Here is a 24,757-nt window from a genome sequence, read left to right as displayed (position 1 = left end):
TGGTTGCGACAGCGGATTACGCAATAGACAAAGCAGCAAACAAAAAAGCCCTCCGAGGTGGAGGGCTTGGTCATCGGATACGGGCCATCAGGCAAAGATCAGGGTGCTCACCCCGAGGCCGACGAAGAGGATGGCGCAGGCGATGCGGATCCCCTTGAGCGGCAGCTTGTCCGCCCCCAGCTTGCCGATCAGCACCACAGGCACGTTGGCCAGCATCATGCCGAGGGTGGTACCGGTAATGACCTGCACCAGCGAGTCATATTTGGCGGCCAGCAATACGGTGGCGATCTGGGTCTTGTCGCCGATCTCGGCGATGAAGAAGAGCACGAAGGTGGCCATAAAGGGGCCGTATTTATCCAGCGGGCTCTCCTCGTCATCCATCTTGTCCGGCACCAAAATCCAGATAGCCATGGCGATAAAGGCGATGGCGACCAGCCAGGTCATTATCTTGGGATCGAGCCAGCGGCTGATGAACTCGCCAATCCAGGCAGCGCCCGCATGGTTGAGCAAGGTAGCCGCCAGCATGCCGGCGATGATGGGCCAGGGCTTGCGAAAACGGCAGATGAGCAGCAACGCCAACAGCTGGGTTTTATCGCCGATTTCGGCAATAGCGACGCTGAGGGTTGAGGTTAACAAGGCTTCCATAAAAATGACCGGGGGACGGAATTGTTATAAACCAAAGACAAGCCTGCGCCATCCGTCCCCGGTATTGGCACTGGCCCGTCAAAGGTCTTGTCAAATCCATGGCTGGCATGGATCACCCTGACCATGGTGATTTGGCACCAAGTATGTTGATCAGGGTCGCAAACCGGTATTCATGCAATGAATGGCACCGGTGTGCGAGACTACTCCCCCTCGATGGGAGCGGGCATTCTAGGGAAAAACCGCATGAGTGACAAGGGGATCAGCCACCCACCAGCTTGACGCTGAAACCGGCTTTCTCCAGCTCGGTTTTGATCAGGTCCCGTTTATCCCCCTGGATCTCGATCACTCCCTCCTTGATACCGCCTCCGGTGCCGCACTTTTTCTTGAGCAGGGTGGCCAGGGATTTTTGCTGATCGACGGGTACGCCATGAATGGTGATCACCCCGGCGCCCTTGCGCCCCTTGGTCTCGCGGCGAATGCGCACGGTGCCGTCGGTGGGGAAGGGGGAGGCGGATTGGGGAGCGCTCTGCTCCTTGATCATGCCGCCATCTGTGCTGTAAACGAGGCGGCTGTTGTTGTCGTGACTCATGGCAATACTTTATGGGTTAGCTAAGCGGAGTTTGATTTTACTCAAATAAAAGTTGAAGACACAGCTTATAATGCCCCAAGTAAAAGCGAATTATTATTGTTTAACTTCAGGAGTCAGTCATGGTACTCACGCAGTTGTCACCGGGACAGAGTGCTCGCATCAAGAATATGAATCAGCTCGCCCGGCCGCTGCGCCGCAAACTGATGGTGATGGGCCTGTTGCCCCAGACTGAAGTCATCTATCTGCGCTCCGCCCCCTTGGGGGACCCGCTCCAGATCCAGTGCCAGGGGATCTGTCTCTCCATGCAAAAGAGTCTGGCCCAGCAAATAGAAGTCGAGCCGGTATAACCCCCTGCTCGGCTGCCGCTCCGGTCAAGAAAGTCACCGGGAGCGGTTCAGAGACAAGAAGTCGAACCTGCAAAGCGGCTTGCCACACGCACGCGGCGGGTTCAGAAGAAAATAGAGGTAGAGCTGGTATGAATTATTCCCTGGTAACGGTAGGTAACCCCAATAGCGGCAAGACCTCCCTGTTCAACGCCCTGACCGGTGCCCGCCAGCAGGTAGGCAACTGGAGTGGTGTCACCGTCGACAAGAAGATGGGTGAGTTCAGCGCGGGTGAGCATCACTTCAAGCTGATGGATCTGCCCGGCATCTATAGCCTGGCCAGTCAGGATGGCAGTCTGGACGAGCAGATCGCCAGTCGCTTTGCCCAGGGCCAACAGCCCGACCTGCTGCTCAACGTCATCGACGCCGCCAATCTGGAGCGCTCCCTCTACCTCACGCTGCAACTGCGCGAACTGGGCCTGCCGATGGTGGTGGTGCTCAACAAGCTGGATATCCTGCAAAAGCGCCGCATCGTCATCGACGAGAGCAAGCTCGGCAAATCCCTCGGTTGCCCGGTGGTGGCCCTCTCTGCCCACAACAGCAAGCAGGTTGCCGCCTTCAAGCAGCAGATCCGGCAGTTTATCGGTCAGCCGCAAGCCGCCTTGCAGCTCGATTACGGCCACGCGCTTGAAACCGATCTGGCGGAGCTGGAGACCCTGCTCGCCCCGCATCACCTCACTACCCGTGGCCGCGCCCTGCGCCTGCTGGAAGAGGATGCGGTGATGCAGGAGACCCTGCTGCCCGGTCAGCAGGCGGCCGCCGCCAATGTAGTGGCTCGCGCCCATCAGGGACAGGATATCGACCTGCAACTGGCGGATATTCGCTACGGCCATATCCACCAGTGGGTACAACAGGCTCGTCAGCAGAAGGGCAAGCTCACCGAGGCCCAGAGCGAGTGGCTGGATCGGGTGCTGCTCAATCGCTGGATTGGCATCCCCTTCTTCCTGTTTGTCATGTACCTGATGTTCCTGTTTGCCATCAACGTCGGCAGCGCCTTTATCGACTTCTTTGACATCATGGGCGGCGCCCTGTTTGTCGATGGGGTGCACCACCTGCTGGGGCTGGTCAATGCCCCCGAGTGGCTGGGCGCCATTCTGGCAGACGGCTTCGGCGTTGGTTTGCAGACCGTGGCCACCTTTATTCCGGTGATTGGCTGCCTCTATCTGTTCCTCGCGGTGCTCGAGAGCTCCGGCTATCTGGCCCGTGCCGCCTTCGTGGTGGATGCCCTGATGCGCCGCCTCGGCCTGCCGGGCAAGGCGTTCGTGCCGATGCTGATGGGCTTTGGTTGTACCGTCCCCTCAGTGATGGCGACCCGTACCCTCAACTCCGAGCGGGAGCGGCTGATGACCTCCGCCATGGCCCCCTTCATGTCGTGCGGTGCCCGTCTGCCGGTTTACGCCCTGTTTGCGGTGGCTTTCTTCCCCGAGTCAGGTCAGAACCTGGTGTTCGGTCTCTACCTCATCGGCATTCTGGTGGCGGTGCTCACCGGCCTGTTGCTGCGCAGCACCCTGCTGCCGGGCAAGAGCGACTCCATGCTGATGGAGATGCCGGATTACGAGTGGCCGCGTCCGGTCAACGTTGCCATCAAGACCTGGCAGAAGCTTAAATCCTTCGTCTTTGGCGCCGGTAAAACCATCGTGCTGGTGGTTGCCGTGCTGAGCGTGCTCAATTCCCTGGGTACCGATGGCAGCTTCGGCCATCAGGAGCAGGAGAGCTCGGTGCTGAGCAAGATCAGCCAGGCGGTGACCCCGGTGCTGCACCCCATCGGTGTACGCGATGACAACTGGCAGGCCACGGTCGGTATCGTCACCGGTATCTTCGCCAAAGAGGCGGTGGTCGGAACCCTCAACAGCCTCTACGCCGGTGGTGGCGATGCAGAGGAGGAGAGCGAGTTCTCGCTGGTGGCCAGTTTCCACGAGGCGATCGACGCTGTGGCGGCCAATCTGGCGGAGATCAACCCGAGCGACCCCATGGGGCTTGATGTTGGCAACCTTGACGACCAGAAAGCTGCCGCCGAAGCGCAGGAGGTCGATGTTTCCACCTACGGCAACATGCAGACCCACTTCGACGGGGCGGCCGGTGCCTTCTCCTACTTGCTGTTCGTGTTGCTCTACATGCCCTGCGCCGCCGCCATGGGCGCGCTGGTGCGGGAAACCGGTCGCCAGTGGGCGCTGATGACGGCGGTATGGTGCAATTACATGGCCTTTATGTGCGCCACCCTCTTCTATCAGGTGGCCACCTTTGCCGCTCACCCGGAGCAGAGCCTGTTCTGGATTGTCAGCTACGGCCTCTCTCTGGTACTGCTCTGGTGGGCCGGTCGCCGTCACGGTGACATCGTTGCCCGCAAGGTGGTGACCTTATGATCCTGCGCGAGCTGGGGGATTACCTCGCCGCGCAGCAGAAGGTGAGCCGGCGTGATCTGGCTCGCCACTTCCACACCTCGGAAGATGCGGTGGAGGCCATGCTCGGCGTCTGGATGCGCAAGGGGCGGGTCATCAAGCGTGAAAGCCGGGTCTGTGGTGGCAGTTGCTGCGGCAAGAGCGAGGAGGTGATGTTCGAGTGGTGTGACGCGGGTCAGATTGGCATCAAGATCCGCTAAACGACTACCCAACCTCATCACCAAAGATCGAACAATAAAAAACGGCAGACCCTGCACAAGGGTCTGCCGTTTTTATTGCTGCACACTGGCGGGATCAGGCGCTCTGGCGAGCCTCGCTCAGCAGTGCCAGCGCCGGTTGGGCGTTGTCCGGCATCAGCCGGTAGGCTTTGTGGTGTTTGACCAGGGTGGTTTTCTTGTTGCCTTGGCTCAGCAGCAGGCCGTGTTTGAAGGCCGCCTCAGCCAGCACCTTCTCGTCACCGCGCACATAGAGGGTGAGGGGTTTGACAAGCTCACCGTCCTCGATATGGCCTTCATATTCGCTATGGCTTACCACCAGACTCGCCTGACCGCCCGATTGCAGGCGCAGCTTGGCGTTCACCTCGCTCTCGGTCAGCACCAGCCAGCCTGCCGTTGCCAGCTCCTCCAGCAGGGCCGCCAGCTTGGCCCCCAGTTGCTGCGGATTGATCATGGCGCACTGGTATTGGAAGGCGATGCGCTCAAGCAATCCCTTGAGATCGGCGCCCGCGCCCAGCGTGCGGCCAAGCTGCACCCAAGCTTTCAAATCTTCCATCACCAGACGGGAGAAGCGCTTCTCCTTGAGGGAGTCGGCCATCCAGGTGCAGAGAAAGTGGCTCTCTTGCGCCGGAGTGCGCTTGCCCGCCTTTTGCTCGGCGGTGCGGGCCAGTTCGGCCAGACTCTGGGTGGCCATCTCGAACAGGGCCTGATTGTAGGTTGGAGAGGTCATAAGCAATCCTTGAGTTGACCACCAGGGGCCAACACCGATGACAGAGATGGCAAAGGCGCCAGTGGCGCCTTTGCGGTTCAATAGAGCAACTGTCCGCCTTATTTCGGCTGACGGGGCTTCTTGGCTGCAGCCAGACGCTTGAGGCGCTGACCCTGCAGCTTGGCTTCGGCCATCACCTGGGCCACGGCGTTATCTTCACGCTGCGGGCGCTTGCCAAAGCGACGACGCTCTTGCAGCTGTTTGATCAGCTCGTCACGGCTGCTCACCTCATAGCCAGGCACCATGATGCGGCGGATCTTCTGGCCGATCAGGGCCTCGATCTCCAGCAGGGTGCGCTCCTCTTCACGGCTGACGAAGGAGATGGCCATGCCGCGCTTGCCGGCACGACCGGTACGACCGATGCGGTGCACGTAATCTTCCGCTAGGAACGGCAGATCATAGTTGACCACGTATTCCAGATCCGGAATGTCCAGACCACGGGCGGCCACTTCGGTGGCGACCAGTACCCGTACCTTGCCTTCCATGAATTCGCGCAGGGCGCGGCGACGGTTGCCCTGGGCCTTCTCGCCATGGACCACGGCGGACTTGATGCCGTCGAGGTTCAGCTCCTCGACCAGCACATCACAGCTCTCGCGGGTACTGGCGAACACCAGCACCTGCTGCCAGTTCTGCTTGCCAATCAGCTCTGAGAGCAGCTCGCGCTTGCGCTTCTGCTCGACCGGATAGACGGTGTGGCTGACGGTGTCGGCGGTGGAGTTCTGCTTGTTGACGCTGACGATCTGCGGTCTGTCCAGCATCAGGTTGGCCAGCTTCTTCACCGCATCGGAGAAGGTGGCGGAGAAGAGCAGGTTCTGACGGGTCTTGTTGACCGCTTGCAGGATCTTTTGCACATCGGCACTGAAGCCCATGTCGAGGATGCGATCCGCTTCATCCATCACCAGACACTCGACGCCGGAGAGGCTGAGGTTGCAGGCGGTGAGGTGCTCCAGCAGACGGCCCGGGGTGGCCACAATGATGTGAGCGCCCGCTTTGAGCTTCTTGGCCTGCACGTCCTGCTTGCCACCGCCGACGATGGTGATGGTGGTGATATCGAGATACTTGGCGAAGTCATTGATGTTGCTCGCCACCTGAGCCGCCAGCTCGCGGGTCGGGGTCAGGATCAGCACCCGGGCGTTGGAAGGCTGGACCGGAGCCGGATTGTCTACCAGACGCTGCAAGATGGGCAGGGCGAAGGCGGCGGTCTTGCCGGTACCGGTCTGGGCGCTGGCCAGCACATCGCGGCCACGGCGAATGGCCGGGAGCGCCTGTTGCTGCACAGGGGTCATCTCCTGATAACCGCAATCTGAGACAGCACGCAAAATCTCGGGGGCAAAATCGAACGATTCAAATCTCATAATGGGTTCCTGTGTTCCAGCTGGGCTGTGTTTGGCTTGGTTAGCTCGGCATGAGCGAGACGGAGGTTGTAACCACCGACGGCTGCGCCTGACATCAAGTCAGAGAGTGAGCCGGAAAATGGCGGGCGCGAAGTGTAACAGATAGACGTCACAAATTCTGCCTCAAATGGTTGGAGTTTTTCCCGTGGCAGTTGCCCAGTGTAGGAGCCACCGCAAGGCACTGCATCTAGTTATCTTCACGGCTGCCAGGAGCGTATGAGCGGTTGGTGAGCGCGCATAGAAAATCAGCCCCGCATTGGCGAGGCTGATTGTGAAAGCGCATCAGGGTCTTGGTCGGTCGGATCAGACCGCCAGATAGTCCATGATCCCTTCGGCCGCTTTGCGCCCTTCGTAGATGGCGGTCACCACCAGATCGGAGCCGCGTACCGCGTCGCCACCGGCAAACACCTTGGGGTTGCTGGTCTGGAAGGCATATTCCGCCTGCTCGCGTGCCTTGATGCGATCCCGGTTGTCGAGCTCGATGCCGAACTCCGCCATCCAGGGCTGGGGATTGGGCTGGAAGCCAAACGCCATCACCACGGCATCGGCAGCCAGCACCTGCTCGGAGCCTTCGATAACCACCGGGTTGCGGCGGCCATTGGCATCGGGTTCACCCAGCTCGGTGCTCACCACCTTGATGCCGACGGTGCGACCGCGGGCATCCAGCTCGACCGCCACCGGTTGCAGGTTGAACATGAACTCAACCCCCTCCTCGCGGGCGTTTTTCACCTCCCGCTTGGAGCCCGGCATGTTCTCCTCGTCGCGGCGATAGGCACAGATCACCTTGGCGGCTCCCTGACGGATAGCGGTACGCACGCAGTCCATGGCGGTATCACCACCGCCCAGTACCACCACCTGCTTGCCGGCGAAGTCGATGTAGTCGGCTTGTGCCTTCTCGAAGCCCAGCAAGCGGTTGGCGTTGGCGATGAGGTAGGGCAGGGCATCATAGACTCCCGGCGCCTCTTCGTTGGCAAAGCCACCCTTCATGTACTTGTAGGTGCCGACCCCGAGGAAGACCGCATCGAACTCGCCGAGCAGGTCGGCGAAGGTGATGTCCTTGCCCACTTCGGTCTCGAGACGAAACTCCACGCCCATCCCCTGGAATATCTCGCGGCGACGCTGCATCACCTCTTTTTCCAGCTTGAAGGAGGGGATGCCAAAGGTGAGCAGGCCGCCGATCTCCGGATACTTGTCAAACACCACCGGGGTGACGCCGTTGCGTGCCAGCACGTCGGCACAGGCGAGACCAGCCGGGCCCGCACCGATGACGGCGACCCGCTTGCCGGTCTTGACCACGTTCGAGAGATCGGGCTTCCAGCCCATCTCGAACGCCTTGTCGGTGATGTACTTTTCGATATTGCCGATGGTCACCGCGCCGAAGCGATCGTTGAGGGTGCAGGAGCCCTCACAGAGGCGATCCTGCGGGCAGACCCGACCGCACACTTCCGGCAGGCTGTTGGTCTGGTGGGAGAGCTCTACCGCCTCCAGAATGCGCCCCTCTTTGGCCAGTTTCAGCCAGTTGGGGATGTAGTTGTGGACCGGACACTTCCATTCGCAGTAGGGGTTGCCGCACTCGAGGCAGCGATCCGCCTGCATCTGTACCTGCGGCTGATTGAAGGACTCGTAGATCTCCACAAACTGGATTTTGCGGATCTTGAGCGGCTTCTTGGGCGGGTCGACCCGCTGGACATCGATAAACTGAAATACGTTCTGGCTCATAGGGTTCCCTCCTTATTGCGCCTGGATTCTGAGTTCTGCACTGGAACGGCTGGTGTGACCCAGCAGCGATTTCACGTCGCTGGACTTGGGTTTGATCAGCCTGAACTTGGGCACATAGGAGTCGAAGTTGGCCAGGATCTCCTCGGCGCGCGAGCTGCCGGTCTCATTGAGGTGCGCCGTGATGATGCCGCGCAGGTGCTCCTGATGGATGGCGAGATCCGCCACGTCCAGCAGTTCCACCAGCTCGGGGTTGGTGCGCTTGGCGAAGTTGCCGCATTCGTCGAGCACGTAGGCAAAGCCGCCGGTCATGCCCGCCGCGAAGTTGACGCCGGTCTGACCCAGTACGGTGACGATACCGCCGGTCATGTATTCACAACCGTTGTCGCCAATCCCCTCGACTACCGCCAGGGCGCCGGAGTTGCGCACCGCGAAACGCTCGCCGGCAGTGCCTGCGGCGTAGAGTTTGCCGCCGGTGGCGCCGTAGAGGCAGGTGTTGCCGATGATGGCCGCTTCATGGGATTTGAACGCCACACCGACATGGGGCTTGATCACCAGCTTGCCGCCGGTCATCCCCTTGCCCACGTAGTCGTTGGCGTCACCGGTGAGGATCATCTCAAGGCCACCCGCGTTCCAGACGCCGAAGCTCTGGCCTGCGGTGCCGTTGAAGTGCACCTTGACCGGATCCGCCGCCATCCCCTGATTGCCGTGACGTTTGACGATCTCGCCCGAGAGGCGCGCACCCACCGAGCGGTCGGTGTTGCGAATGTCGTAGCGGAACTCGCCACCGCTTGAGGTTTCCACCGCTTCCAGCAGATCTTCCACCATCTTGAGGTTGAGCGGCCCCTTGTCGAAGGTGGGGTTGTGTTGCTGGCTGAACAGGCTGGAGCCTGCCGGCGCAACCGGACGGGCCAGAATGCCGGAGAGATCCAGCTTGGCCTGACGAGCGGTGAGGCCGGGCAGGGCTTCCAGCAGATCGGTGCGGCCAATCAGGTCGGTCAGCTGGGTGACGCCGAGCTGGGCCATCAGTTCGCGGGTCTCTTCGGCGATGAACTTGAAGTAGTTCATCACCATCTCCGGCAGGCCGGTGAAGTGCTCGCGACGCAGCTTCTCATCCTGAGTGGCAACGCCGGTGGCGCAGTTGTTCAGGTGGCAGATCCGCAGGTATTTGCAACCGAGTGCCACCATGGGGCCTGTGCCAAAACCGAAGCTCTCGGCGCCGAGGATGGCCGCCTTGATGATGTCGAGACCGGTCTTGAGACCACCATCCACCTGCAGCCGCACCTTGTGGCGCAGACCGTTGGCGACCAGCGCCTGCTGGGTCTCGGCCAGACCCAGTTCCCACGGGGAGCCGGCATATTTGACCGAGGTGAGGGGGCTCGCGCCAGTGCCGCCGTCATAACCGGAGATGGTGATGAAGTCGGCATAGGCCTTGGCCACGCCGCAAGCGATGGTGCCCACACCGGGCTCGGAGACCAGTTTCACCGACACCAGACAGCTCGGGTTGATCTGCTTGATGTCGAAGATGAGCTGGGCCAGATCCTCGATGGAGTAGATGTCGTGGTGCGGCGGCGGCGAGATCAGGGTCACGCCGGGCACGGAATAGCGCAGCTGGGCGATCTGGGCAGTGACCTTGTCACCGGGCAGTTGGCCACCCTCGCCGGGCTTGGCCCCCTGCGCCACCTTGATCTGCACCACATCGGCGTTCATCAGGTAGTGGGGGGTGACGCCAAAGCGGCCGGAGGCCACCTGCTTGATGCGGGAGTTCTTCTCGGTACCGAAACGCTTGGGATCTTCGCCCCCTTCGCCGGAGTTGCTTTGACCGCCGAGGCGGTTCATGGCAACAGCCAGCGCCTCGTGGGCCTCAGGGCCGAGGGCGCCGATGGACATGGCGGCGGAGTCAAAGCGGGGGAACAGCTTGTCGGCTGGCTCAACTTTATCCAGCGCGACTGGATTGTCGACCTTCTTCAGGGCCAGTAGATCGCGCAGAGTGGCAACCGGGCGCTCGTTCACCAGACGGGCGTACTCTTTGTAATCGGCATAGTTGCCGGAGCGCACCGCGGTTTGCAGGGTCTGCACCACATCCGGGTTGTAGGTGTGGTACTCGCCGCCGTGGACAAACTTGAGCAGGCCGCCGTGGGGGAGGGGCTTGCGCACCAGCCAGGCCTGACGGGCCAGATTGTGCTGATCCTGCTGGATGTCGGCAAAGTCGGCACCCTGAATACGGCTGGAAACGCCGCGGAAGCAGGTATCGACCACCAACTTGGCCAGGCCCACAGCTTCAAACAGCTGGGAGCAGCGATAGCTGGCGACCGTGCTGATGCCCATCTTGGACATCACCTTGTAGAGCCCCTTGTTGATGCCGTTGCGGTAGTTGACCATGGCCTGGCGCAGGGACATGGTGAGCACGCCCTCTTCAACCTGTTTGGCCAGGGTTTCGTAGGCGAGATAGGGGTAGATGGCGGTCGCGCCAAAGCCCAGCAGCACCGAGAAGTGGTGCGGATCGCGGCAGCTTGCGGTCTCCACCAGAATGTTGGCGTCGCAGCGCAGGTTGTTGTCCACCAGGGTGCGCTGTACCGCACCCACCGCCATGGCGGCCGGGATCGGCAGGGTGTCGGCGCTGATATCGCGATCCGACAGCACCAGCAGCACGGTGCCACTCTTTGCGGCGGTTTTTGCCTCCTCGCAGATACGCAAGATGGCCGCTTCCAGCCCCTCTTCGGGCTTGAAGTTGAGGCTGATCACCTGATGACGGTAGTACTCACCTTCCAGTGCCAGTAGCTGGTGGAAGTCGGAGTAGAGCAGGATCGGCGACTGGAACAGCACCCGGTGGGCGTGGCCGAAGGTCTCGTTGAAGACGTTCTGCTCGCGACCGATACAGGTGGCCAGCGACATCACGTGGTTCTCACGCAGCGGATCGATGGGCGGGTTGGTCACCTGGGCAAACATCTGGCGGAAGTAGTCATAAAGGGTGCGCGGGCCGGAGGAGAGCACCGCCATCGGGGTATCATCCCCCATGGAGCCGACCGCTTCCTGACCATTTTCACCGAGCACCCGGATGATCTGATCCAGCTCCTCGAAGGAGTAGCCAAACAGCTTCTGATAGGTTTTCAGCTGGTCGTCGGAGAACTCGCGGCTACCGGTCTGGCTGTCGTCCATCTGCTCGAAGGGGACCAGTCGGCGGCAATGTTTATCCATCCACTGCTTGTAGGTGTGACGGTTCTTGAGGTCGTCATCGATCTCGAAGCTGGTCCACACCTTGCCGTTGCTGGTATCCACCACGAACAGCTCGCCCGGGCCGACTCGGCCCTTCTCCAGCACTTCGTCCGGGGTGTAGTCCCAGGTGCCGACCTCGGAGGCGAGGGTGATGAACTTATCCTTGGTGATGACGTAGCGGGCCGGACGCAGACCGTTGCGATCAAGTGCGCAGGTGGCGTAGCGACCGTCGGTCATGACGATACCGGCCGGGCCGTCCCACGGCTCCATGTGCATGGAGTTGAAGTCGTAGAAGGCGCGCAGGTCATCATCCATGTTCGGGTGTTTTTGCCATGCAGGCGGGATCAACAGGCGCATGGCGCGGAACAGGTCCATACCACCGGCGAGGAAGAGATCCAGCATATTGTCGAGGCTGGAGGAGTCAGAGCCGGTGGTGTTGACGAACGGGGCCGCTTCCTGCAAATCGGGAATGAGCGGGGTGGCAAACTTGTAGCTGCGCGCCTTGGCCCACTGGCGGTTGCCGGCGATGGTGTTGATCTCGCCGTTGTGAGCCAGATAGCGGAACGGCTGGGCCAGCGGCCAGCGCGGGCTGGTGTTGGTGGAGAAACGCTGGTGGAAAACGCAGATGGCCGCCTGCATACGGATGTCGGCGAGATCCAGATAGAAGCGCGGCAAGTCCACCGGCATGCACAGTCCTTTATAGACGGTGACCAGATTGGAGAGGCTGACCACATAGAAGTAGTCGTCGTTGACGCGCTTTTCGATGCGGCGGCGCACGATATAGAGGCGGCGCTCGAGATCCTTGTCGACCCAGCCGGGCGGGGCGTTGACAAAGACCTGTTCAATGCTGGGCAGGGAGGCTTTGGCGATAGTACCGAGTACGTTGGTATCGACAGGCACCTTGCGCCAGCCGACCAGACTCAGGGTCTCTTTTTCCAGCTCTTCGTCGATGATGTCGCGGGTCTGCTGGGCCAATACGGGGTCAGGGTTGAGAAACAGCATGCCGACCGCATAGTTGCGGCCAAGGTGCCATCCCTTCTCCTCGGCGACAGCTCTGAAGAAGCTGTCCGGTTTTTGCAGCAGCAGACCGCAACCATCGCCGGTCTTGCCATCGGCGGAGATCCCGCCGCGGTGCTGCATGCGAGCCAATGCTGACATCGCGAGACGGACAAGCTTGTGGCTGGCTTCCCCTTCCATGTGGGCCAACAGGCCGAAGCCACAGTTATCCCTCTCCAGCTTTGGATCATATAGTGACATTGCATTTCTCCCTTGCTCGGCCTTGTATCGCACAGTCATCACCTGACTGCATAAATTGCGATTGGCTCTTGTGGTTCCGTCTGCCTGACGTGGCGAATCTCCAAACTAATGGGATTTTCTGGCGAGGTCAATCGCAGGTCAGGTTTGTCTTCATGGTTACATTCGCATAACAAAATGTCGGGTTAGGGGGATTCGCTCGCAGTTATGGAGTGTTTATTCTGTATAGTTTGATTTTGTTGGTTAAATATATCGCCATTGACGGGCTCAATGGTGTGCTCGTCGACTATGGGCGAATGTAGTAATTTTACCAACCCTATGCTACCTAGAGCGGAAGTGATCACATTTTCAATATCCCATGCTTGCAATTGTGTGCTGTCGGGTCTCTTTGAATTTTTCATTGTTCAACAGTGGGTTATCAGGTCTCATTTTCATATGGATGTTTACTGTTTGAATCGTCAAAGAACTGTAAAAATCCTTTTTTTGCGCTTTTTCTCTATATTTATTCAAAATTGGTCGGGTATTTATATGTTTTACCCTCTCCGCTAGCTTGATCCAGCTCAGCCCCTGTTTTGCGCAAGCTCGTACAATGGCGCTCCTTTAGCGGAGGTGTCATGCAGTTACACGAACTCGTCAATACATTCGGTCAGGATCTCAAGCAGCGTCATGGTCAGAAGATCCACAAACTCTCCATCCACGGGGCCTTCACCTGCCCGAACCGTGACGGCACCCTGGGCCGTGGTGGCTGCACCTTCTGCAACGTATCCTCTTTTGCTGACGAGTCGGCTCAGCAACTCTCCGTGGTGCAACAACTGCTGGCTCGCCGGGACGAAGTCACCCGTGCCAAGCGCTATCTTGCCTACTTTCAGGCCTATACCAGTACCTATGCCGAGGTCGAATATCTGCAGCGGATGTATGAAGAGGCGCTGTCAGTGAGCGATATGGTGGGGCTCTGCGTGGGCACTCGCCCCGATTGCGTACCGGATGCGGTGCTGGATCTGTTGGCGGGCTATCAGGCCCGGGGCTACGAGGTGTGGCTGGAGCTCGGGCTGCAAAGTGCCAACGACAAGACCCTGCAACGGATCAACCGCGGCCACGGTTATGCCGCCTATGAGGATGCGGTAAGACGTGCCCATCATCGCGGCATCAAGGTATGTGCTCATCTGATCGTCGGCCTGCCGGGGGAGGTGCCGATGGACAGCCTCGATACCCTGCATCGCATCGTTGAGACCGGTGTTGAGGGGATCAAGTTGCATCCGCTTCATGTGGTTGAGGGTAGTACTCTCGGCAAGGCGTGGCAGGCGGGGCGCCTTGAGGTATTGACGCTGGAGCAGTATGTGGAAGCGGCCGTTGCCATGATCCAGCACACGCCGCCCGAGGTGGTGTATCACCGGATTTCGGCCTCCGCGCGCCGTCCAACTCTGTTGGCGCCAGCCTGGTGTGAAAATCGCTGGACGGCCATGGCGGATATTGCCAAAGCACTCTCATTGAGCGGCCCGCAAGGTCACGCGTTGGGCAGACCCTTCATACTTCCTGACCTATAATTGAGCACCAGATTATTATTTTCACGTAAAACATAGGGTTATATAAAAAACTTCATACCCTAAACTATAGTTTTGGTACGTGCCGGTTGATATAGTGGTGCGTCATAATAAATGTCATTATCAATTAACTCCGACATTCACCCTGGTTGCAGTGTTAGCATGGTGTTGATGAGTCGATTATTTTTACCAATAACGAATCATGCCGCCATTGCTGCTGTGCCGGGAAATTGGGGATGAGTGTCGCGATCTATCTGGACAGGTTTATCCCCTGATCAGTCTCATCAGCGGGAAGGCCACTCGGTTTTAGCGTGGCTATAGCAGGGAAATATGAGCGATGAACGCTCTTATCTACCTCATTTATGCAGTGACAGGATGCTATGCAAGCAGAAACAAGTCGTATTGATGAGTTATTGGAGTGTCTGGTCTTCTTGACCCGTTTTTATGGTGTGCCCAACAGTCAGGATGCCCTGACGACCGGGTTGCCACTGGTCTCCGGACGCCTGACTACCGCACTCTTTTGCCGTGCTGCCGAGCGGGGCGGGTTATCCGCCCGTGAAGTGATCCAGCCACTGGCTGATATCTCTCCCTTGCTGCTGCCTTGTGTATTGCAGATGCGCAGTGGTGGCGCCTGTATATTGCTGGAGTGGAACGAAGACCGCAGCCAGGGGAAAGTGATTTTCCCGCAGGCCGGTGATGCCGCGCAATGGCTGACCGCAGCCCAGTTGGGTGATGAGTATCTGGGGCGCCTCTTCTATGTAAAGAAGCAGTTCAAGTTTGACGAACGCTCGCCCAAGGTGCTTGAAACCCGTGATGGCCACTGGTTCTGGAGCACCTTGTTCGAATCCCGCGGCATCTATCGCGATGTGCTGATCGCCTCCATTCTGATCAACCTGTTTGCCATCGCCAGCCCTCTTTTCACCATGAACGTCTATGACAAGATTGTACCCAATCTGGCGTTTGATTCGCTCTGGGTGCTGGCTGTCGGGGCCATGGTGGTCTTTACCTTCGATTTTGTGATGCGGCAGTTGCGCAGTTACTTTATCGACATTGCCGGTAAAAAGTCTGATGTGCTGCTGTCCGCCAAAATTTTCGCCAAGGTGATGGGTATGCGGATGGAATCTCGTCCCGCTTCCACCGGTGCTTTCGCCAAACATCTGCAGGAATTTGAGTCGGTGCGGGAGTTTTTCACCTCCGCAACGGTTTCTACTCTTATCGATCTGCCCTTTGCCGTCTTCTTCCTTTTTATTATCTGGATGTTTGCCGGTGTGATGGTGGTGGTCCCCATCGTCGCCATGCTGATCCTCATCGCCTACAGCTTCTATATTCAGGAGCCCCTCAAGCAGTCCATCGAAGAGGGTTCACGCCTTGCGTCCCAGAAGAACGCCAACCTGATTGAAAGTATTTCCGGGCTGGAAACCGTCAAGATTTTCGGCGCCGAGAGCATGTTCCAGCATCGCTGGGAACAGGCCGTTTCCCATATTTCCACCTGGGGCGTACAGACCCGCCGCATTACCAACTCCATGTCCTCGCTGGCCAGTTATATCCAGCAGGTGGTGACGGTCGGTCTGGTAATCGTCGGTGTTTACCAGATCTCCGAAGGTTTGGTCACCATGGGGGGCATGATTGCCGCCGTGATGCTCTCCAGTCGCGCCATTGCGCCCATGGTACAACTCTCCGTGTTGTCGACCCGTTATAACCAGGCCAAGTCAGCACTGGATATTCTGGAAAAAATCATGCAAACCCCGGGTGAGCAGGAGGAGGGCAAGCAATATATTCATCATCCGGTGATTGCCGGTCGAATTGAATTCGAGAATGTCTCCTTCAAATATCCGGGAATGGAAACCAGCACCCTGCACAATATCAATTTGCGCATTCATCCGGGCGAAAAGGTGGCGATTATCGGCCGGATTGGGGCGGGTAAAACGACCCTCGAGAAGTTGTTGATGGGACTGTATCGACCGACCGATGGCTCGGTACGTATCGACGGTTTTGAACTCGATCAACTGCCACCAGCGGTGATCCGTCGCAATATCGGCTGTGTTCCGCAAGATGTCATTCTTTTCTTTGGCTCGGTGCGGGACAACATCATGCTGGGTAATCCGCTGGTGGATGATGTGAGAGTCTTGCGCGCAGCCAAGCGGGCGGGAGTCACCAACTTTACCAACCGGGATCCCAACGGGCTGGATCGGCAGATAGGCGAGGGTGGCCGTCAGCTTTCCGGTGGCCAGCGTCAGTCGATCCTGCTGGCACGCGCCCTGCTCAATGATCCCCCCATTCTGGTGATGGATGAGCCGACCTCCAACATGGATAACCAGTCCGAGATGCAGGTTAAGCAAGAGCTCGCCAGACTGGGCCCGGAAACCACATTGATCCTCATCACTCACAAAACCTCGATGCTGGATGTGGCATCGCGAGTGATCGTTATCGAGCAGGGGCAGATCGTTGCTGATGGCCCCAAAGAGGTGGTGTTGCAGCAGTTGAAGGAAGGCAAGGTGCGCGTGCAGGAGGTGTCCCATGGTTAAGGGGCTCATGGACTGGTTCAAGCGCAGCAAAAAGACGCCTTCCGGCGAGGTATTGCCAGCACCCGAGCATCTGGAGTTTGTCGATGACGGCGCGGCAGCTGTACTGCTGACCACGCCGACCGGAGCTCGCATCCTGTTGTGGTGCTGTTTCCTCTTTTTCATGAGTGCCATCGTCTGGGCGGCCTGGGCCGAACTGGATGAAGTCACAGTGGGTCAGGGCAAAGTTATTCCGTCCCGTCAGCTGCAGGTGATCCAGAACCTGGAAGGGGGGATCGTCAAAGAGATCTTCGTCAAAGAGGGGGACATCGTCGAAAAGGGGCAGCCGCTGCTGCGCATTGATGACACCCGTTTCCGCTCCGACTTTAGAGAACGGGAGCAAGAGGTCGTCACCCTCAAGGGGGATGTGGCCCGTCTGCGCGCCGAGATGGCCAGCGTCGAGGTGAAAAACGACCCGGCACTGGGGTGGCGTGAGCAGGTAGTGGTAGGCGAAGCGCCAATCCAGTTCCCCGATGGTTATGAAACCGTCTTTGCCGAATACGCACACCGTGAGCGGTCTGTACAGCGGGATCGCCTAAATAACCTGAAAAACCAGCTCTATATTCTTGGTCAGCAAATCGAACAGAAAGAGCAGGAGCTGATTGAACTGAATGCCAAGATCCGCACTGTGAATCGCAGTGTGGATCTGGCCAGACAGGAACTGAATATTAGCCGTCCGTTGGCGAAAGAAGGTATAGTGCCTCAAGTGGAGCTAATCAAGCTTGAGCGGCAGGTCAACGAGATGCAGGGGGAGCTGGAGAGCAACCGTCTGCTGATCCCAAAACTCAATTCGGTACTGCGTGAGACCATCTCCAAGCGTAATGATATTGCGCTGAAGTTCAGAGCAGACTCCCAGACTGAACTGAATGAGAAGCAGGGGCGGCTTGGCCAGTTGTCAGAAGGGCAGGTTGGCTTGCGAGACAGGGTTGACCGGACCAGCGTGATTGCTCCGCTCAAGGGCACCATCAAGAAACTCAAGATCAACACCCTGGGCGGCGTGGTTCAGCCCGGCATGGATTTGATGGAGATTGTGCCGTTGGAGGATACCTTGCTGGTAGAAGCCAAGGTGTCACCGAAAGATATCGCCTTCCTGCGACCGGGGCTGGATGCCATCGTCAAAATTACTGCCTATGACTTTACAATCTATGGAGGATTGCATGGCAAGGTTGAACAGATAAGTGCGGATTCGATCCAGGATGAGGAGGGGAACTCCTTTTATCTGGTTCGGGTTCGAACAGAGAAGAGTTACTTGGGCGATGAGCTTAACGCACTTCCCATCATCCCCGGTATGTTAGCCAGTGCTGATATCATTACTGGTAAAAAAAGTGTCCTAGACTATTTGCTTAAGCCGATTTTACGGGCAAAGCAGTCGGCACTGAGAGAACGATAAGCCAACAATCTAAAAACAAAACATGACTGGAGATAACATGAAAAAAACGATTGTTGCCATGCTGGTCAGTGGCGGCATCCTGATCCCGAGTTTGGGTCAGGCCCAGACTCTGGAAGAGTCGGTGGCACAGACACTTGCTACGCATCCCAAGATAAAGGAAGCGTTTGATCTGTATCAGGCACGACTCTATCAGCATGAAGGAGCCAAGGGGGGCTATTATCCTACGATCGATCTGCGTGGCGGCGTAGGCTATGAAAAAACTGACAGCCCTTCTACCCGCGCTGCCAGCGCCAACAGCAATATTGATGATTCCATGACTCGCAAAGAGGCTGGACTCAGTCTGCGACAAATGTTGTTTGATGGCTTTGATGTCAGCAACAACGTCTCCAGAACCGAAGCTGAAGCCAATGCCCAGCGTCTGGCGATGATCTCCGAAGCAGAAAACACCGCGCTGCGGGTGGCTGAGGTCTACCTCAATATGCTGCGCCAGCAGGAGATCCTGGAACTCTCCAAACAGAACCTGGAAACCCACGAACAGATCCGCAGCGACATCAGCAAGCGGACTGATTCAGGGCTTGGCTCTACTGCGGATCAGACCCAGATTGAAGGTCGTGTTGCCCGGGCCTATTCAAATCAGGCCGCTGCTGAAAACAACTATCGCGACGCAGAGAGTGAATTTATTCGTGTCGTGAACGAGGTACCAAAAGATCTGGTACAGCCGGTTCCCAATACCGAGCTTATCCCGGCCAGCCTCGATAGTGCGCTGAAAACGGCGACCGAAGTCCACCCGACCCTGCTCTCTTCCCTGCAGGATATCGAAGCGGCCAAGTATCAACATGAAGGCGCCAAATCCGGTTTCTACCCCAATGTAACATTCGAGGTCGATCAGAACTGGAATGAGGATATCGATGCGGTCAAAGGGCGCAACGATGATCTGACCGCAATGGTGCGCATGCGTTACAACCTGTTCCGTGGCGGTTCTGATGTGGCAGAGAGCAATGCAACATCGGCGCTCTACTCTCAGGCGAAAGACATTCATTTGAATGCGTTTCGCCAGGTTGAGGAAGGCACTCGTCTGGCCTGGAACGCGAAAGAGTCGCTGGCCAAGCAGAAGACCTTCCTGAAAGAGCATGTTGACGCCAGCTATGACACCGTACAGGCATACAAGAAGCAGTTTGGTTTGGGTCAACGGACATTGCTGGACGTATTGAACACCGAGAACGAATTGTTCGAGGCGCGTCGCAGCTACATCACTGCCGAGTATGATGCACTGCTGGCGGACTATCGCATTCTCAACGCGACAGGCAGTCTGCTCAATGCATTTAGCGTCAAACAACCCGCTGAATGGCAGGCCAGGCAATAACCGTTTGTTCATGATCCCGCAGGGATCATGAACGCCAACATGGTGATTGCAGCTGGCAGTCACCATGTTTGGCTAACGCAGGTTGTTGTACGAGCTTTGAGGAGTGCAGCAGTAATAATGCAGCAGGAATATGATGTGACACTCCAGCGCGGAACCGGTAGCCGATGGTGTTATCTTCTTAATGAATGGAGATACAGATCGCTACGCGCTTTGCGCCACTCCTTATGGATCCTGCTGTTACCCTTCTCACTTCTGCTCTGTGCCAGTCAGCCTCTGCCACAGGAAGATCTCAACTTGATCAAACGGGCGGAGCAGACCTATGGCGCCAGAGCCGGCAAGCGTGTAACCAGTTGGCGTATGCTGGTCATGGAGACGAAGGGCAGGGCCCTGAGCGAAGAAAAAAAGCTTGAGCGGGTAAATAATTTTTTCAATCGGATGCGTTTTATTGACGATATCAAGTTGTGGCGCAAAAAGGATTATTGGGCAACCCCGCTAGAATTTTTGGGAGCCGCTGGGGGAGACTGTGAAGATTTCAGTATCGCTAAATACTCTACGCTGCTCGAGCTTGGGATCCCTGATGATAAAATGCGGATGGTGTACGTCAAGGCTCTTGATTACAACCAGTTTCACATGGTGGTGGCATATTATGAGACACCCTCTTCCGTTCCGGTGATTTTGGATAATTTGATAGGCTCGATACGCCCTGCCACACAGCGGCGTGATCTGGTGCCTATTTACAGTTTTAACGGTAGTCACTTGTGGTTGATGAAGGCACGAGGCCAAGGGGAACTGGCTGGTCAATCATCCCGCTTGGGATTATGGAATGATTTACGCAATCGCATGACCTCGGGGCGATTGGCTCGGCCTGTGGTGAATTTGGATGATTAACCTATGACGCTCTATCGACAGTTATTAGCCACCATGCTGCTGCTGTTTGGATTGTTATTTGCGGCCACATACTGGGTGCAATTCAATTCAACCCGCACTTATCTGGCGCAGCAACAGGAAACAACGGTCATCAATACGGCAACCTCGCTGGGTCTTGCGCTCACCCCCTATCTGGAAAACGGTGACAAGGTCGGTGCCGAGTCGGTGATCCAGGCCATTTTTGATGGTGGCTATTATCGATTGGTTCGCTTGGATTTGCTGGCATCAAAGGATGTCATCGAGCAGGAAAATACCAACAATATTCAGGGGGTGCCGCAGTGGTTTGTAAATTTGGGACTGTTTCCTGAGGTATCCAACGAGTCAATTCTGACGTCTGGCTGGTTGCAGCTTGGAAAATTAAAAGTAGTGGGTCACCCCGGCCAGGCTTATTACGAGTTGTGGCGGGGGATGAGCGAGCTGGCGAGCTGGTTTCTGGTCGGCTTTTTGATCACCACAATTTTGTTGATGAGAGCACTCAACTACTTGCTCAAGCCACTCAAACAGATCTGTGATCAAGCCGTCGAGATTGAGCTGCACCATTTCGGTCATACAATCCCGGAGCCTAAAACTCATGAATTGAAGCAGGTCGTTCAGGCGATCAACACCCTCTCAAGCAAGTTGGCGTTGCAGTTCAAAGAGCAAGCCGATGAGGCCGAGAAATTGCGTGAGCGGGTTTATGTCGATGCCGTATCGGGACTTGGCAACCGGGCCTATTTTGTGGGTCAGGTAAACGCATGGATAGCGGAGGCTGGCCAAGGTGGCGTCATGCTGGTTGCGGTCGACATGCTGGATGATATCTATCGCGATGAAGGCTTTGCTGCCCGCGACAACATGGTCAAATCGATAGCTCAGGCTTTGAAAGAGCAATTAAAAGGGTGGGATGGCGCAGCCTTGGCACGGATCTCCGCGACGGAATATGCGCTGCTCTGTCCAACTGACGATCTGACTCAGCTAAAAGAGCTGGCTGAAGTGATTAATAGCCGCATTGCCGATCTGGTGGTGAATCCAATGGGCGAAGGGGATGCGCTCTCCGTCATCGGTATTGCCGGTCGTGATGGTAATGATGATCTCTCTGCCTTGTTGACCAAAGCCGATAATGCGCTTGGCAAAGCGCGCAATGAACGCCGTGGTGCTGTGGTGATGGAAGGGGGGGCCGAGCAAGGTTTGATGGGGCGTTTGGCCTGGCGAGATCTGGTACAAGATGCCATTTCACGACAACTTTGGCGCTTCAAAGCCCAACCAGCTTGCCGGTTTGATAATGGAGCAAGGTTGCATGCCGAGCTGTTTGCTTCTATCTCTCGGGATGGCACTGATTATTTTGCAGGTCAGTTCTTGCCCGCGATTGAACAGTTCAAATTGGGTGGCGAGTTTGACCAAGCGGTGCTTGATGCTTGCGTTCCATTACTGCAAAAACAGTCTGATCTGGTACTGGCGATCAACATCACTGCTGGCTCGCTCTGCTCGGATGAATTTTTAACCTGGCTGACGCGCTATCTGACCGAGCATGCAGAGCTCAAAGAGCGGTTGTTATTTGAAATACCTGAAGCTGCCATCATGAAACATAAAGACAACGTAGCTGCGTTGGTTGGCACCTTGCAAGCTCATGGCTTCCAGTGGGGGGTTGACCACTATGGTCGTCACTTCCAGTCTCTGGGCTATCTGGAGGAGCTGTCGCCGGCTTATGTCAAGGTCGATCACGGTTATACCAGTCAGGTCATGGAGCCGGGGGCTGACACCTCATTCCTGGCTGCAGTGTGTCGCGCCGCACACAATGCCGGTGTGACCACCATTGCGACCCGTGTCGAGGATCAACATCAAGTGGAACTGCTTTCCAAGTTGCATATCGATGGTTACCAGGGATTTGTTCATCCTGCCTTCCCATTGTCTTGAACTAAATGCTGGAAATGGCCCCGATAGGGGCCTTTTTTATACCAGTCACTTCTCTTTTCGCCATTTTTCTATAACCAACTCAAGGTCAGCCTTGAATGGGGCTGTGCCTAGGGTTCTGATTTATATTAAGAAATTCCAACTCTTCGATTTTTTTCCGTCCATTTGTTGAATTCCTCTCGAACGTACGCTTTTTTGCAACGGAACAGCGCGCTATCTCCTTCTACGGTGTAGACATCAAGATCTGTCACCTTGGAGCAATGGATATGCGTACCCAAATCATCGACAAGTCCGTGGTTGTCTCAGCTATAGAAGGCAATGTGGAGATTGTGCTGGCTGATGGAAGCAGCCGCCCTCTGCAAAAAGGGGAAATTCTCCAACCCGGAGCAAAATTGGCCATAGCTGATGACGCCAAGCTGGCTCTTTCCCCTTATGACGATACTCCAGCATCGGATGTTCCGGCCGGTTCCGAGTCCGCTGAACCTGCTCAACCGCAAGTGGCGGCCAGCCAGGAAGGCGCACCTTCAGATATTGCCGCATTGCAAGAATCGATTCTGCAGGGTGTTGACCCGACTCAAAACTTTGAGGCTTCTGCTGCTGGTGGGGCTCCAGCGGCCGGTGGTGGTGGCGGTATTGGTGGGGTTGCGGGGGCCAGTGGTAATGGTGGTTTCGTCACAATTGATCGAACTGGCGATGCCACGATAGCGGCTGCAGGGTTTGATACCACCTACGATACGGCCGCTGTCATCAATGAAAATCAGGCCGAAGATTTGATTCTTGAAAATCAGCTTGATGATTTGGGCGAAACCGCCGTAACCCTGGAAGACACTCAGGTCAGTGGGAATTTGCTCGACAATAGTACCAATCCAGATGGACCCGCTGATGCCTCTATCGTTTCATATGACTGGGGTATCAATATCGGAGTCCCTGCCGGTGTTGCTGCCACCATTACCGGAGTGGGTACGCTGATCATCAATCCGGATGGGAGCTATACCTTTACTCCGGCTCCTAACTATGATGGTGCAGTTCCCCCGGTGAACTATCAGGTAACTGATGGCCAGGATACAGTGACTTCAACACTCGTTATCTCCATTACTCCGGTAGATGAGGAGGTTGGCCTTGATGGGCTTACCCTAGAAGGGGGAGAGGTGTTGGTCAGTGATGCCAATCTGGCGGATGGTTCAACCCCCAATGCGACAGCGTTGACTCAAGGTGGAGTGTTTACCTTCAGCGCCCCCGATGGCGTGCAAACGCTAGCGATCGGGGTGATCCAGTTGATCAGCAATGGCACTGTGGTTGCTCTGCCTGTATCCATTGAGACACCGCTGGGCAATGGATTGCAAATCACCGCAATAACCTACGATCCCGTTACCGGTAACGGCAGTGTCTCCTACAGCTATACCCTCCTTGATAATGAAGCTCATCAACAACCCGCTTCTGACCTGCAATTGGGTGAGAGCCTAACGGTGACCTTGACTGATGATGACGGTGATACAGCCAGCGCAACATTGGACATCGTTATTCAGGATGATGTGCCTACCCAGGATGTGGGGGTGGCCGAAGAGGCTAATTTGGGTGGATTGTCGGTCAGTCTGGACGAGACGGTTGGCAAAGAGGATACCTACAGCGAAAGTGATGTGAATGACGGCTATGTCAGTGATGACGTAGAGGGTGCACTGGCCCGGGCTACAACTGCGATTGAAGGTGGTTTGCTGTCACTGTTTACCAGCAGTGGCAGCTACGGTGCTGATGGTGCAGGTAGCATCACCGGCAGTTTCAGCTTTGTCGGAATTGGCGAGGCGGGGATTGCCACCAACCTGTTTGCCACCAAAGGTGGTGCGATAACCCTCAATGCGGTGAGCTCGACCGAGCTGCAAGGGGTTGATGGTGACGGCGATGTGGTCTTCAGCATCAAGATTGTGGAGGTAGATGGGGTATCCCAACTGCAGACCACCCAGTTTGAAGCTTTGTCTCATGACGACACCGGTTTGTTTGATGAATCACTGTCGCTGCTGCTCAGCGGGCAGAGCAGTCTGGGACTGCAATACAGCGTGACCCGTGTGGACGGAGATGGCGATAGCGTGACCGACAGTACCACTGTCAGTTTGATTGCGGGCGAGCGGTCGGTATTCAGCTTCGATGATGATGGTCCGCGTGCCGGGCTGGCAGAGAAAGCGCCGGCTCTGGGCGCGACCGTGGATGAAAGCCTGGCCAGTCTGAGCGGTGTGGGCGGCGACGGAGTGGCCAGTGCCAGCCTGAGTGCGGGTGACGTGCAGGCACAGTTTGTGTCAGCCTTCGGGGCGGATGGGAAAGGCAGTATCGGTTACAGCCTGGCGCTGACCGGCAGCGACGTGGTGAGTGGCCTGTATGCAGTCGACCCGCTGGCCGCCAACGGCCAGGGCGCGGCTATCGTGCTCAATCAGGCGGGTAACGTTATCACCGGCAGCGCCGGTGGGGTGGACTACTTCACCCTGACCATTGACCCGACCACCGGGGAAGTGACCCTGG

The 24,757-nt window shown here is 57.1% G+C and carries 16 protein-coding genes; 10 read left to right on the top strand and 6 right to left on the bottom strand.

Annotated elements, in window-relative coordinates; genetic code table 11:
• Positions 1-87: 87 nt before the first annotated feature.
• A complete protein-coding gene (locus AB5Y71_RS12500; RefSeq protein ID WP_005346773.1) occupies positions 88-645 on the bottom strand; it encodes a TMEM165/GDT1 family protein in 558 nt (185 codons plus the stop codon).
• A gap of 259 nt (positions 646-904) precedes the next feature.
• On the bottom strand, positions 905-1,234 hold the full coding sequence (locus AB5Y71_RS12495) for a stress response translation initiation inhibitor YciH (RefSeq protein ID WP_323917280.1): 330 nt from the start codon (positions 1,232-1,234) through the stop codon (positions 905-907).
• A 119-nt stretch (positions 1,235-1,353) separates the two neighbouring features.
• Here AB5Y71_RS12495 and AB5Y71_RS12490 point away from each other — a divergent pair, with 119 nt between their 5' ends.
• From AB5Y71_RS12490 to AB5Y71_RS12480, 3 genes are all read left to right on the top strand, one after another.
• The gene (locus AB5Y71_RS12490; RefSeq protein WP_005337384.1) at positions 1,354-1,581 is read left to right on the top strand and encodes a FeoA family protein; all 228 of its coding nucleotides are present in this window, start codon (positions 1,354-1,356) and stop codon (positions 1,579-1,581) included.
• Between the two features lie 128 nt (positions 1,582-1,709).
• Positions 1,710-3,980, top strand: coding sequence for a Fe(2+) transporter permease subunit FeoB (gene feoB, locus AB5Y71_RS12485; protein WP_368171711.1), 2,271 nt, complete (start codon positions 1,710-1,712; stop codon positions 3,978-3,980).
• Positions 3,977-4,216 carry a FeoC-like transcriptional regulator gene (locus AB5Y71_RS12480; protein ID WP_005350974.1) on the top strand — a complete coding sequence of 80 codons (240 nt, stop codon included), beginning with the start codon at positions 3,977-3,979 and terminating at the stop codon, positions 4,214-4,216. Before feoB ends, AB5Y71_RS12480 begins: the two co-directional genes overlap by 4 nt.
• 94 nt (positions 4,217-4,310) lie before the next feature.
• Here AB5Y71_RS12480 and AB5Y71_RS12475 read toward each other — a convergent pair whose 3' ends face one another.
• The 4 genes from AB5Y71_RS12475 to gltB form a co-directional block, all read right to left on the bottom strand.
• Positions 4,311-4,961, bottom strand: coding sequence for a DUF2913 family protein (locus AB5Y71_RS12475; protein ID WP_368171710.1), 651 nt, complete (start codon positions 4,959-4,961; stop codon positions 4,311-4,313).
• 98 nt (positions 4,962-5,059) lie between these two features.
• Entirely contained in the window at positions 5,060-6,355 is a 1,296-nt protein-coding gene (locus tag AB5Y71_RS12470; RefSeq protein WP_323917276.1) for a DEAD/DEAH box helicase, read from the bottom strand.
• A gap of 342 nt (positions 6,356-6,697) precedes the next feature.
• Positions 6,698-8,113, bottom strand: a complete 1,416-nt coding sequence (locus AB5Y71_RS12465) for an FAD-dependent oxidoreductase (protein ID WP_368171709.1) — start codon at positions 8,111-8,113, stop codon at positions 6,698-6,700.
• Positions 8,114-8,125: 12 nt separating this feature from the next.
• Positions 8,126-12,583: a glutamate synthase large subunit gene (gltB, locus tag AB5Y71_RS12460; RefSeq protein WP_279491076.1), complete on the bottom strand. Its 4,458-nt coding sequence runs from the start codon at positions 12,581-12,583 to the stop codon at positions 8,126-8,128.
• Between the two features lie 611 nt (positions 12,584-13,194).
• Between gltB and AB5Y71_RS12455 the strand changes: the two genes are divergently transcribed.
• From AB5Y71_RS12455 to AB5Y71_RS12425, 7 genes are all read left to right on the top strand, one after another.
• Positions 13,195-14,124 carry a TIGR01212 family radical SAM protein gene (locus AB5Y71_RS12455; RefSeq protein WP_368171708.1) on the top strand — a complete coding sequence of 310 codons (930 nt, stop codon included), beginning with the start codon at positions 13,195-13,197 and terminating at the stop codon, positions 14,122-14,124.
• Positions 14,125-14,501: 377 nt separating this feature from the next.
• Entirely contained in the window at positions 14,502-16,646 is a 2,145-nt protein-coding gene (locus AB5Y71_RS12450) for a type I secretion system permease/ATPase (protein WP_043819335.1), read from the top strand.
• Entirely contained in the window at positions 16,639-18,072 is a 1,434-nt protein-coding gene (locus tag AB5Y71_RS12445) for an HlyD family type I secretion periplasmic adaptor subunit (protein WP_005350982.1), read from the top strand. Before AB5Y71_RS12450 ends, AB5Y71_RS12445 begins: the two co-directional genes overlap by 8 nt.
• Before the next feature lie 37 nt (positions 18,073-18,109).
• On the top strand, positions 18,110-19,435 hold the full coding sequence (locus AB5Y71_RS12440) for a TolC family outer membrane protein (protein ID WP_368171707.1): 1,326 nt from the start codon (positions 18,110-18,112) through the stop codon (positions 19,433-19,435).
• Between the two features lie 135 nt (positions 19,436-19,570).
• Positions 19,571-20,323, top strand: a complete 753-nt coding sequence (locus AB5Y71_RS12435; RefSeq protein WP_005350994.1) for a transglutaminase-like cysteine peptidase — start codon at positions 19,571-19,573, stop codon at positions 20,321-20,323.
• A gap of 3 nt (positions 20,324-20,326) precedes the next feature.
• Entirely contained in the window at positions 20,327-22,252 is a 1,926-nt protein-coding gene (locus AB5Y71_RS12430; protein WP_064341963.1) for an EAL domain-containing protein, read from the top strand.
• A gap of 263 nt (positions 22,253-22,515) precedes the next feature.
• A partial coding sequence (locus tag AB5Y71_RS12425) for a retention module-containing protein (protein WP_368171706.1) occupies positions 22,516-24,757 on the top strand: 2,242 nt, incomplete at its 3' end.

This window comes from Aeromonas sp. R9-2, assembly GCF_040908025.1.
GTDB classification, from domain to species: domain Bacteria; phylum Pseudomonadota; class Gammaproteobacteria; order Enterobacterales; family Aeromonadaceae; genus Aeromonas; species Aeromonas veronii.
The sequence above is the reverse complement of the archived record's forward strand: the minus strand, read 5'-3'. Positions and strand labels throughout refer to the sequence as shown.